The following is a 12644-nucleotide window of genomic DNA, read 5'->3' on the forward strand; positions in this document are numbered from 1 at the left end:
AAGGGTATGTCACCAACCTGCCCGACCCCGACGCCGAGCAGGTCATCGCCACCTACAGCCGGCTACTCAACGTCGAGAAGAGCTTCCGGATGAGCAAGTCCGACCTCGCCGCCCGGCCGATCTACCACCACACCCGCGAATCGATCGAAGCACACCTGACCATCGTGTTCGCCGCCCTCGCCGTCAGCCGCTGGATCGAGAACACCACCGGCTGGTCCATCCGCAGGTTCGTCACGACCGCCCGCCGCTACCGCACCATCACGATCCAAGCCGGCGACCACACCATCACCGCCGCCGACCCCCTACCCGACGACCTCCAGACAGTCCTCGACGCCATCCACGGCACGCACTAAATGGCCCAAGTCAGGTCAGAACAGCGGCCCGAGGGGCGCTGGTGAGGTGAGGGAAGGCAGGACCGGATCGGGGCCGCCGAACGGCTGATCGGCGGCCCCGGGCGAGCTCGGTGAAGGCGGCCGACATCCGCAGCCGCGGGTCGACCGCCCCGCCGAGTTCGTCCGGGCTGCGGCGGTTGTTCCGCCCCTACCGGGCGGCAGCGACGGGCTGAAGACGCGTCCCCGCACGGTCGCCGGGATGCCGGTTCAGGAGAGCAGCGATCGGATGTCGTCGGCGTCCAGCGTGGTGTCGACGAACTCGCCGNTGTCCAGGACGCCGGAGAACAGCTCGGCCTTGCGCGCTTTGAGCGCCATCACCTTTTCCTCGATGGTGTCCTTGGCCACCAGCCGGTACACCATGACGTTGCGGGACTGCCCGATGCGGTGGGTACGGTCCACCGCCTGCGCCTCGGTGGCGGGGTTCCACCACGGGTCGAGCAGGAAGCAGTAGTCCGCCTCGGTCAGGTTCAGGCCCGATCCGCCGGCCTTCAGACTGATGAGAAAGACCGGCGCCTTTCCTTCCTTGAAGCGCCGCACGACCGCGGCTCGGTTGCGGGTCGTGCCATCGAGATAGCAGTGTTCGATGCCGTCGGCGTCGAGCGATTCCCGCACCCGGCCGAGGAACCGGGTGAACTGGCTGAACACGAGCGCCCGGTGCCCGCCGTCGGCGACGTCCCGTAGCTGCTCGAGCAGGATGTCTATCTTGGCGCTGGGCAGCTCGTCGTGGGTGTCGTCGACGAGCCCGGCGTGCAGGCTGAGCTGTCGCAACGCCGTCAACGATCGCAGGATGGTGAAGCGGTTGCGGTTCATGTCGTCGATCAGGCCGAGCACCTTCTGCCGTTCGCGCTGCAGGTGGGTCTGGTAGATCCTGCGGTGGCGGGGGTGTAGCTCGACCTCCAGGATCTGCTCCTGCTTGGCGGGGAGCTCGGGGGCGACCTGCTCCTTGGTCCGCCGGACCATCAGCGGCCGGATCCGGCGCCGAAGCTGCGCGAGACGCTCGGCGTCACCCTGCTTCTCGATCGGGCGGGCGTAGTAGCCGTCGAACCGCGCGCGGTTCGGGAACAACCCTGGCGCGGTGATCGACAATAGCGACCACAGCTCCATCACATTGTTCTCCAGCGGCGTTCCGGTGACCGCCAGCTTGAACGGCGCGGGCAGCAGCCGCGCGCACTGGTACGCCTTCGACTGGTGGTTCTTGACGGTCTGCGCCTCATCGAGAACCAGACCGGCCCAGGAGGCCGCGCAATACGCCTCGGTGTCGAGTCGGAACAGCGTGTAGGACGTCACGACCACGTCGGCGGCGTCGATGATGTCGGCGAGGGCCTGACCACGGCGCTTCAGGGTGTCGGTGACGACGGCGACCCGCAGCGACGGCGCGAACCGGGCTGCCTCCGCGGCCCAGTTCGACACGACGCTCGTCGGTGCGACGATGAGAAACGGCGGCAGCGCCGGGTCGGCCCCCCGGGCGTGGCAGATGAGCGCGAGCGACTGCAGAGTCTTGCCCAGGCCCATGTCGTCCGCGAGGATCCCGCCGAGCTGGCAGTCCCACAGGAAGCTCAGCCACCGGAACCCGTCCGCCTGATAGGGCCGCAGGCTGGCCTGGAGAGTCCGCGGTGGCTCCTTCGCGCCGGCGGAGTCGAGGGCCAGCAGGCCGGCTACCTGCCGGCGCCAGGTCTGCGCCTGGCGGACGACCACGCCGATGCTGGTGAGCTCCTCCCACAGCCCGGCCTGGAAGCGGCTGATGCGCAGCGCCCCGCCGGGGGCATCCTGCAGCGCCTTCGCCTCCTCGATCAGCCCGCGCAGCGTCCGCAGGTCCGGCCGGTCCAGGCTGAAATAGGTGCCGTCGTCGAGCAGCAGGTGCGACTCCTGCCTACTCAGGGCCACCAGGAGCGGCGCGAACGGGATCTCGTGCCCGTCCAGGGTGACGGCGACACCGAGATCGAACCAGTCGCGCTCGCCCGGGACCTCGTCGGTCGAGACCTCGATCCGTAGCAGATCTCCGGCCTCGCGGTAGTCCGCGGGACGGCCACCGATCTCGACGGTGATCCCGTCGTGGGCCGTGAGGAGCGGGAGCAGCTCCGTCGCGAACCGCATCGTCTCGATCCCGCTGAGCCGGACGGACGCCGTCGGGAGGACGCCGGGCGGCAGCTCCAGATTGGCCAGAATATCGGCCTCGCTGCGCCTGTCCCGATATCCCGGGTCGCTACCGTCGTCAGGCCCGTCGCTACCGCCGTGATCGTGTATTGGCGCACGCAGCCGCGTGCCCCCGACTGCGTAATCCCACTCCCAGGTGATCTCGACGGTGTGGGCCGGCCCGAAGTCGGCCCGCGCGACGAGCTCCGGCGGCACAATCACCGGGGGCTCGAAGGACTCATCGCTGGAGACGATCCGGGCCACCCTGCGCAGCCCCGGGTAGAACTCGCTGATGAAACGCGGCCGCTCGGCGGCCGGAATCCGCAGGCTTCTGTTCTCCACGGCCATCTGGATCAGCTTCGGCGGCGCGGGGGTGCTCAACCGGGCCAGCCGGATGTGCCAGTGCTCGTGACGATCCGTGGCCTGAATCTCCGCCCGATCGATACCGACGACACCGTGATCGCCGATGAACGCGAACGGCGCCACGGACTGATCCGGGTCGGTCATGCGCAGCAGGGGACTCACGGTGAGCGCCGTTGACGTCGCACCGCGAGTCACATCAAGGCACAGCTCCGCCGAACCGTAGCGCTCGACATCGCCAAGCCGTTTGCGCCCATGCACCAACCGCACACCGGCCGCGGCGGCCTCGTCGAGCAGCGGCCACAACCGAGGGCTCGCGAACGCGCCGAGATCGAGGTACTTGTCGTCGCCGTAGGAATAGGCGCCGTACGCCGTGTCCTCCTGCCCGGCAAGGTAGACGGCGTACAGTTCCCGCAGAATCCGCAGGTGCGCCGGCACGTAGCTGTCGCGCTGGTAGTGCCCGTAGGGCGAACTCAGCTTCGACCAGGAGAGCGCGTTGATCCAGGTGGTCTTCCCGGGTTTCACCAGCCGCGCGCGCACGCCCAACGACGGTCTGCCGGACCCGCGTTTCGGCCGGCCCGCCGACATCTCGGCGGACAGCGTCAGCTCGATGGCGAGCGGCGTCGTACCCCGAGACTCGTCCTCGACCGACCGGTCGCCGAGCAACGCCGACAGGGACGAGGCCCAGCCTTTCGGCCCGGCGGCAGGCTGGCGAGCCGGGCCGCCACCGGCGGCCCTTGTTGCCGCCGCCAGCACGAGCGCGACTGCGTGCTTGCAACCGACGCCCACCGGGCAGGTGCACTGGGCATCGTCGAACCACCACGGCTCCGCGGAGCCCGGGCCGGTGAAATACACGGTGGTCACATAACGCTCTCCGTGGCTTCCCGCCACCGTGCCGTAAAGCGCGTTTCCGGCCGGCCGCCACGACATCTCGGCCACGGCGCCCTGCCTGGCGTACTGCGCCCCCCGCTGAAAGGTGGTATCACCCACAGCAGTGCGTAGATGGCCCCGATCGACGCTCCGTAGCTCCGCGGGCAGCATGGAGAAAACGTTAGCAGGGCCCACACCAGGGCTCTTACCCCGCGCCGGCAGAGACCACGCGGGTCCACGCCCGGCGGTGGACGACCACCGTGCGTGTGCGCACGTCGCTCAGGTACCCGAGTAGACATGGGCCGTGGGCGCGCATCGAGACGGTGCCCTCGCTCGGGCGGGCCCGCGTCGCCGGTCGGCGGCGTGGCCGACCGGCGACGACGGATCGAGGAGGACCGCATGGGTGTGTTAGACGGCAAGATCGCCATAGTGACCGGCGCCGGACGGGGTATCGGCCGGGCGATCGCGGAGGAGTACGCGTTGGAAGGCGCTCGCGTCGTCGTCGCCTCCCGGACCGCGGGTACGGTCAGCGAGGTTGTCGACGGGATTCGTTCCCGGGGCGGCGACGCGCTGGGCATCACCTGCGACGTCGGCGTGGCGCAGAACATCCGCGAGATGGTCGACCGCACCGTGGCCGAATACGGTGGCGTGGACATCCTCGTCAACAACGCGCAGAGCTTCGGCACCCGCGACAAGCCGCGTGCCTCCAGCGAGCCGACGAACCTGGAGGACGTCGACGAAGCCGAGTGGGACTGGAATTTCGAGACGGGCGTCAAGGCGACGCTCAGGGCCATGCAGGCCGTCTTCCCGTACATGAAGGCCGCGGGCGGCGGGCGAATCCTGAACTTCGGGTCACGTCGCGGCATCATGTGCAACGCCGAGTCCGCCTCCTACAACTGCAACAAGGAGGCGATCCGCGCCCTGAGCCGGACTGCGTCCAACGGCTGGGGGCAGCACGGGATCACGGTGAACGTCCTCAACCCGGTCATCCTCACCGACGCCGCCGAGGGCGTCTTCGCCGATCACCCCGGCGCGCGGGAGGCGGCCGAGGCGCAGATCCCGCTGCGGCGCTGGGGAGTTCCTCGGGACTGCGCGCGGGTGGCGGTGTTCCTCGCCGGGCCCGACGCGAGCTACCTTACCGGCATGACATTCATGGTCGAGGGTGGCCTGACGACGCTTCCCTAGCGTCCCGCGTCCGCGGCGTCGGGAACCGCGGTGGCGGCGGTCGCGGCCAGACGGGCTCCGGCACCGGACTGACCCGGTGTCTGTCCGCGATTACGGACGAATACCAGCCGTTCACCGGGGATGTCGATGTTCCGGGCGGACCACCCGGCATCGTGGATGGCGCGTGTCATGATGCTTCCGGCATAGCTGTTCCCATGGGCGGGATGCCTCCTGGCCGAGGGTGGTAGCGGCAACGCGACGATACGTTCGATCTATTCCGTCGTCGCGTATGCCGACCGCAAGTAGTTGTTGGACACGATGGCCAGAGTGTGGGCCGAGTTTTCCATGCCGAGACGCATGTCGGCGATGGACAGGGGCTGCGCGAACCTGTCGATGACCTGGTAGTCGCAGCCGACGCCCCAGCCCTCGGCGGCCGCCGACTCGTCATCGGCCAGCGAGTATGCGGCCGACTTCGCCTCGATGAGATAAGCGCGGTCCTTCTTGAGCTGTGAACGGTAGAGGAGGGTGAGATCTCCCGGCTGGGTCTCCGCGTGGCAGGTCCACCACTCTCCTGGTTCCGTCACGCGGTCTGGGTCACGTTCCCGGTGGTCGGAGCCGTCTTCGTCCAGAGAGACCTCGGGCCTGGCGACCCAGACCCAGTAACGCCGCCTGGCCCTCGAGTTCGCTGGCTGGGACGCTCCCGCGCTCATGCTNGACACGGTCCGTCGAGATACAGCACGGTTCAGCCCGACTTCGGAGCATGGTGGCTCGCGGCGACGTCGCGTCCGCCAGGACCGCCATCCCATCGATCGAAAGCCTGTGCCGTGGGCCGACCATGGCCGGGCGGATGCCCGGCGTCGCCGCCTTTCGGGATCGGTCCGCTCGCCGCGGTGCCCCCCGATGGCCGCGTCGAATCACTGGCTACCGCCCTGACAGGTACTGGCGGTCGGCTTTCCATAGGCAGACGCAGACGCTTGGTCTCGCGTTGGTCTCGTCGGAGGCGTTCTACCGGAGTGGTTCGATAGCCGGCGTTGCCAGCCTTCGTCCGAGGTGGATTGAGGGGCGTCGAATCTCCGGGGAATAGCTCCTGTCCGGAACGCGCGAACCATTGGCCTAGCGTCTTTTCCGGTCATGGTAAATGGCTCTGATTGGCAGGTTTGACGACACCTAGACGGGACAACGGAATGCAAGCGGAAGAAAAATCGGACGAGACGGACTTCCCGTCGGGAGCGCGTCCCGGTGGCGTTGACGTACGGACTGGTCCGCGGCGCCCGCGCAGTGTCCGATCGGTGCTGGGATGGCGGGTACGAAGACGGTTCGCCGGATCCGATGGCACATGGACCGAACGTCGGCGCGGCCGGCGTGGGCGGCACTCCCGGCGGCGCGCGATCCTCGCCCGCCTGGTCGGCCGACCGACCTGCGCGGCACTGGGTCTCATCGTGGTCATGACGACCCTGGCGACGCTGGCGACACCGGCGAGCNCCGCCACGATCACCATCGAGGACACGGCCGTCGGTACCGGGAACAACCAGGTCTCCTACTCCGGGACCTGGACCCCGTGCACCGGATGCGCGCCCAGCACGCCCAACAACAGCTACCGGTACTCCACCGGCTACGGGGCCATCGCCACGATCCGGTTCACCGGAACCCAGATCAACGTGTTCGGCATCAAGGGGCCGACGGGCGGCCAGGCCGCCTTCAGCATCGACGGCGGCGTACCGGTCACCGTGGACACCTTCGCCCTGCCGCTGGCTGTGAGTCTGATCTACACTTCGGGAGCGCTCACGTCGGGTGCCCACGTGCTGCAGATCGCGAACCTGCGAGCCCGAAACGCGGCCTCCACCGGCTTCAACGTCGGCTTCGACCGCGCCGAGGTCGTCACCGATCCGGTGCCGCCGCCGCCACCACCGCCGGTGCAGACGGCGCTCACGATCGAGGACACCGCGATCGGCACCGGAAACAACCAGGTGTCGTACACCGCGGGCTGGATGCCGTGCACCGGCTGCGTGCTGTCACCCAACAACAGCCTGTACTACACCAGCAACCTCGGCGCCGTCGCCACGATCCGTTTCAACGGAACCCAGATCAACATCTACGGGCTCAAGGGCTCGGCCAACGGGTTCGGAACATTCCGGATCGACGGTGCGCAGCCNATCACCATCGACGCGTACGCTCCCGCGTCGTCGGTCACCCTGTTGTACTCATCGCCGATCCTGCCGGTCGGCGCGCACACCCTGACGTTCACGAACGAGGGTCGCCGCAACGTGGTGTCCACCGGAAACAACATCGGTTTCGACCGTGCCGAGGTCACCACCGGGCTGAACCCGCCGCCGGCGCCACCGCTGTGGTCGGGCCTGCGCTCGGGCAAGGGATGGGAGTCCGGCACCTACCCCGACCCGGCCATGAACCAGGCGAACCTTGAGGCGTTCTGCACCTGGCGCGGCACCCCCTGCGACTTCACCCTGCTCTACGTGACGCGCAACAGTTGGACGAACGTCACTCAGCCGACGAATCTCCTGCAGACCTTCGCCACCTGGCCGGGCCGGCTGATCATCGCGGTCCCGCCCTATCCGGAGAACATCGGCGCGAGCAACGCGACCTGCGCCACCGGCGCCTACGACTCCTACTGGCAGAACTTCGGCCGGATGCTGAACGCCTACGGCCGCCAGGACTCCATCATCCGAATCGGGTGGGAGGGGAACGGCGACTGGTACCAGTGGTCGGCCACCAATCCCACCGACTACGTCAACTGCTTCCGGCATGTCGCGGACTCCATCAATGCCACGTCGGAGCCGGACCCCACCCTGTGCTGGGGTCTGAACGCCCACTACTCGCAGAACCCGCCGAGCCACAACGCGATGGACATGTACCCGGGTGATGCCTGGGTGGATGCCGTCGGTCTCGACGCCTACGATTTCTACCCGGCCTCGCCGACCAAGGCGGCTTTCGATGCCCAGGCCAGTGCGGTCGGCGGATTGAATTATTGGTATAATTTCGCGCAGTCTCGCAACAAGCTCTTCGGAGTCGGTGAATGGGGGGTGGTCGACGGCAGCGGCTCCGCCGGCGGGGGCGACAGCGCGAACTACGTCCAGTGGATGTACGACTGGTTCACGGCCCACGCCGGGAAGGGCTTCGCCTGGGAGTTCTACTTCAACAACTGTGATCCGGGGAACGTCGGATCCAACCTGTATCGCCCGCTTAGCAGTAACTGCGTCTATCGAAATCCCAACGCCGCCGCGCGCTATAGACAGTTGTATACGAGAACGTAGACCGCGGCGACACCTGTAGCACGGGCCGGCTCACGGACTTCTGTCCATGGGCCGGCCCGACCTGCGTTCGGGCGAGTACCGCGGAGAGAAGACCTCGCGGCTACTGCTCGGCGGCTGCCTGGACGTCGAGTGGGGTCGGCCCAGACTGTGGGGCGGTATCGGGAGCGCGACGGTATCGGGAGCGCGACGGTGCCGGGAGGCACGGCAATCGCTACAGTTGCACAGCGTCCCCGTGGGCGTTGTGGATCTCTGACCAGGCGAAAGCCGCACGAAGTTGGTGGTGGATGTTCTCGACAATCGCTAGGCCGACCGCTCGGACCACGAGGTACGCGGCGGCTGTGATCGCGTTGCTGCTCTCGGTCACGCTGCTCAGCGCGTGTGGCGGCTCGTCGGGCGGCTCCGGGAAGAACGGCGTCCGCACGTCGAGCTCGGCGGGCACCGACACCGACTCCGAGTACTCCGGTTCCTGCCCGACCTCGGGTAACACCAAGGCCTTCGCGAAGACGCGGTTCGCGCTGCATTCCGGTCTCGCCCTGGGCGCCTTCCATCGCTACATTTACAAGCCGGCGAGGAACGGCGGCTTCGCCAAGGGCGCGCCGAAGCGGACGCGGAGCTTCGCCAAGGCCGCGGTGGCCGGGGCGTTCACGGTCCACGAGCTCAAGGTGGCCAAGCGGTTCGCGCTGGCCAATCCGACGTTGTGCAACTCGGTGCAGTCGATCAGCGACAAGTTCAGCAGCCTGACCGGCAAGCTGAAGAACGGTACCGCGACGCAGGCCGACATCGACGCCGACGAGAACGCCTTCACCGCATTCCAGCAGGGCGCGTCCAGCGACGGCTTCGGCTTCAAGGAGAGGAAGGCCACCGTTCCCGGCGCGGCCTGATCCCTCCCCGGATCATCCGCCGGTCCCGCCGTCCGACCTGGACGGCGGGACCGGCATCCACGGCCGGGCAGGCCGATCAGCCTGCCCGACCGCCACCGAGACCGCCCGCCCGGCCACCGCCCAGGCCGCCCGCATTGAGGCCGCCTGCACCGAGGCCGCCGCCTCCGAACGCACCCCCGAGGCCGCCGCCGCGGCCGTTCGTGGTGCCGCCGGCGCTGGGCAGCGGGGTCGACAGGTCGGCGAGCACCACCCGGTCGCCGACCTTCAACCCCGACGTGATCTGCGTCAGGGTGGTTCCGGCCGCCCCGACGCCGACGATCGTGGCCGTCGCCTTGCCGCCGCGCACCACCGTCACGGTGTGTAGCTGACCCAGCGATCGCAGGGCCGAGCTCGGCACCGCGATCGCGTTCGCCGCCTGGGCGATCACGATGGAGACGTCGGCGTCCGAACCGGAGAAGATCCGCTGGCTTGCCCGGTTGAGCGAGATCGTCACCGGATAGCTCACCGAGCTCGACGCTCCCGCGCCGCCGCTGCTCGAGCTCGAGCCGCTCGACAGCGATGACGTCGGCAGCAGCCCGATGCCGACGACCTTGCCGGTCAGGGCCGTGGTCGAACCGTCGACGATCGCCGATGCGGCCTGACCGACCCGCACCTTCGCCAGGTCGGAGTCGGTCACGGACGTCTCGACCTCGTAGGAGGTCCCGGCGCCGATCACCGTGATCCCGGAGCCCCCCGAGGCCGTCGAGGCGGCCTGGACAGACTCGCCGACGGTCAGGCCGACCGCCCCGACCGTGCCCGCCAGTGGACTGACCAGAGTGGTCTGGATCAGTTCGTCCTTGGCCTGGGTCAGCGCGGCCTGCGCCGCGTCCACCGTGGCCTGGTCGGCGGCGATCTGTGCGGGAGAGGCCGGCACGCCCTGGGCGCCGCCGCGTGCCGAGGACGCCGCCCCGCCGGAGCGCGCCGATCCGGACGAACCGGATGCGCCGCCGGAGCCGCCGGAACGAGCAGACCGAGCACCGCCTGCACCGCCGGCACCGCCGGCACTACCCGCGGTCGCCGTCCCCGCGGCCGGCCGGCCCGGGGCCGCGTCCGTCGAGGTCGATCCCCCTGTGGACGGGGTCGACTCGGAGAAGTCGAAGGTGGGCGCGGGGGCCACGAGGGTCTCGATCGCGTTACCGAGCGTGGCCTCGTCCTGGGTCACCACTCCCTGGGCGGTCGACACGAGCTGCTGGTCGGTGAGCACGGTGCTCAGCAGCGCCGAGCAGGCGGACGCGGCCGCCGTCCCAGCCGCCGTCCCGGTGGCCGCCGGGACGGCCGAGGTCACGGACTGCGCGTCCCACCGCTGCACGGACTCGATCACCCGCAGCCCCGACGCGAACGAGGCCGGCGCGGCGCTCACCGAGGCGGACGCGCCCGTGGTGGTGGGGGCCTGGCCCACGGTCGGTGTCGATGATGCCGGTGTCGAGGTGGCCGGTCCTGAGGTGGCCGGTACCGGGGTGGCCGGAGCTGAGGTGGCCGGTGCCGACGCGGCCGGCACAGGGGAGTTCGGCGTCAGCGGGTCGGTATGGACCGGCGGGGTGGTGTGCGCCGGCGGGGCGGCATGGGCCGATGGGGCTGTGTGCACCGGTGGGGTGGCTTGCGTCGGTGGGGCGGCGTGGACTGTGCCGCCCGACCGGCCCGCGCCCGCCGGGGAGGGCCCGGCCGCCGTCGCGGGCGATCCGTCCGTCGCGGGCGGTGCGGCCGTGCCGGCCGTCGCCGTTGCGTCGATGAACGCCGCGCAGGTCGTTTTCTCCTGCCCGAGGTCCGTCGTGGCGACGGCGAGGTCGGCGTCGGCGGTGCGCTGCGCGGTGATCAGGGACTTCTGCGCCTTGGTGATGGCGGCGCGGGCGGCGGCAACGGCGCCGCCGTTCCTTGACGCCGTCGAGCCTGACGCCGTCGAGTCCGACGATGCCGGGCCGGAGTCCGTCGGGCCGGGCGTTGTCGAAGTGGATGCCGTCCGGTCGGCGGGTCGGGCGCCGCCGGTCGCCAGGGCGATCGGCTCGATCGTCGCCGGGCCACCCGCGTAGGAGGCAGTGGAGCCCGCCGCCGTGCTGGCGCCAAGACCGCCTTCGCCGGCCTCGTCGGAGATCAGTTTCGCCTGGTCGGTGGCAAGCGTGGCCGCGGCCGAGTCGACCGCGGCCGACAGCGTGGCGGCGTCGAGGGTCGCCAGCGTCTGTCCGGCCTCGACATGATCACCAGGGGTGACGGCGACGCTCGCGACTGTCCCGGAGACGGGGAAGGTCACGCTGGCCTGGCTTGCCGGCGAGACGACGCCGGTCGAGTCGAGCGTCTGCGCGACGGTGGCCCGCACCGCCGTGGCGGTGCGGTAGTCCGGGCCGGAGGACCCTGTCGCCGCGAGCGTCGCCGAGCCGGCGGCGACGACGATCACGGCGACGACGCCGATCACGATCCAGGTTCGGGTGCCACGCCGACTGGTCCGGGCCAGCGCCCGGCCGAATCGTTCACCCATTGGCCATGCCGCCACCCGAGCCCTGGCCGCCGAAGGGCCGGCCGCCGAACCCGCCGGTGCATCCCTGCCTGGCGGCCGGGCGGACGCTGATGGAGGTGGCGGACACCGCGCCGGTGTCGTCAGCCTTGCCGATGGCGGTCAGGCATTCACCGACGGTCAGGGCCGCCGAGGTGGCGCTGCTCGTCTCCTCGACGGTGGTCGACGAGCCGAGGGTCACCGTCGAGGTGACGGTCGCGCCGGGCGACGGGGTGGCGGCGGGTGCCGCCGAGGCCGACGCGCCGGCACGGGGCCGCTGCGGACCGGTAACGGTGATGGTCGTGCCCGCCACCTTGGTCACCGACCCGGTGACCACTGCGAGCCGACCGCCGTTCGGGCGGCCCTGCCCGTTCGGGCGGCCCTGCCCGTTCGGGCGGGCAGTCGAACGGTCACCCGGGCGGGCGGTCGGCGCGCCGGACGGCCGGGCACCGCCCGGGAACCCGCCGGCCCCACCGAAGGCGCGGCCGAAGCCCGCCGTGCAGCCGCCGGACACCGGTTGGCTCACGGTCACGGTCTGGGCGGTGAACGTGCTGCCCGGGCTGCCACCGGTGACCGTCACGCAGTCGCCGACCGCGACGGCGGACGCGCTGGCAGTGGTGGTCTTGACGAACCTGGTGTTCGGCGTCCAGGTGACGGTGACCTGACCGCTCGCGGGATTCTGGACCTCGACGTTCGTCGCGGTGACCGCGGCGATGGTGCCGCTGGTGCCCGGCCGGGCCGCCTGGCCCTGCCCCTGGGCGGAGCCGGCGGCCTGGCTCGGCGCACTCGCCGCGGTGGCCGTGGCTCCGTCGGAACCGCCGCCGCCGCATGCGCTGACGGTGACGATCATTGCGAGCGCGACGCTGACGATCGGCCCCGCGGCCAGGGCACGGCGATGCCGGCGGGGCTCACCCGATCGAACCGGGCCAATCGGATTCGCAGTGGTCATGGGACTGTCGCTCCTGATGGACGGCCCGGGAATGCCCACCCGGGCTGGGACGAGGCGCGCGGACGGGTGCTCCGTGGACGGGTGTCCCGCGCAAGGTTGTCG

5 protein-coding genes and 3 pseudogenes are annotated in these 12644 nt (G+C 70.1%); 4 read left to right on the forward strand and 4 right to left on the reverse strand.

Annotated features, from left to right (window positions below; translation table 11 throughout):
* A pseudogene (locus UK82_RS02760) lies at positions 1 to 353 on the forward strand (IS1634 family transposase); the annotation flags it as partial.
* 305 nt (positions 354 to 658) lie between these two features.
* Here UK82_RS02760 and UK82_RS02765 read toward each other — a convergent pair.
* Positions 659 to 3926 (reverse strand): annotated as a pseudogene (locus UK82_RS02765) (SNF2-related protein); the annotation flags it as partial.
* Positions 3927 to 4154: 228 nt separating this feature from the next.
* Between UK82_RS02765 and UK82_RS02770 the strand changes: the two are divergent.
* A complete protein-coding gene (locus UK82_RS02770; RefSeq protein WP_044888094.1) occupies positions 4155 to 4940 on the forward strand; it encodes an SDR family NAD(P)-dependent oxidoreductase in 786 nt (261 codons plus the stop codon).
* Between the two features lie 251 nt (positions 4941 to 5191).
* On the opposite strand, the pseudogene UK82_RS02775 reads toward UK82_RS02770, so the two are convergent.
* Positions 5192 to 5632 (reverse strand): annotated as a pseudogene (locus tag UK82_RS02775) (hypothetical protein); the annotation flags it as partial.
* Between the two features lie 1932 nt (positions 5633 to 7564).
* On the opposite strand from UK82_RS02775, the gene UK82_RS35180 reads away from it, so the two are divergent.
* Both UK82_RS35180 and UK82_RS02785 read left to right on the forward strand, forming a co-directional pair.
* Positions 7565 to 8188 (forward strand): glycosyl hydrolase, encoded by a 624-nt coding sequence (locus UK82_RS35180; protein ID WP_236705481.1) that lies wholly within the window; start codon positions 7565 to 7567, stop codon positions 8186 to 8188.
* 338 nt (positions 8189 to 8526) lie between these two features.
* The gene (locus tag UK82_RS02785) at positions 8527 to 9069 is read left to right on the forward strand and encodes a hypothetical protein (RefSeq protein ID WP_236705430.1); all 543 of its coding nucleotides are present in this window, start codon (positions 8527 to 8529) and stop codon (positions 9067 to 9069) included.
* 76 nt (positions 9070 to 9145) lie between these two features.
* Here the strand turns inward: UK82_RS02785 and UK82_RS02790 are convergent, their stop codons facing one another.
* Complete coding sequence (locus UK82_RS02790) at positions 9146 to 11578, reverse strand: HlyD family efflux transporter periplasmic adaptor subunit (RefSeq protein ID WP_055406224.1); 2433 nt, start codon at positions 11576 to 11578, stop codon at positions 9146 to 9148.
* Positions 11571 to 12542, reverse strand: coding sequence for a DUF5666 domain-containing protein (locus UK82_RS02795; RefSeq protein ID WP_152989789.1), 972 nt, complete (start codon positions 12540 to 12542; stop codon positions 11571 to 11573). Before UK82_RS02795 ends, UK82_RS02790 begins: the two co-directional genes overlap by 8 nt.
* Between the last annotated feature and the right edge of the window lie 102 nt (positions 12543 to 12644).

The sequence above is a fragment of the Frankia sp. ACN1ag genome (assembly GCF_001414035.1).
GTDB classification, from domain to species: domain Bacteria; phylum Actinomycetota; class Actinomycetes; order Frankiales; family Frankiaceae; genus Frankia; species Frankia torreyi.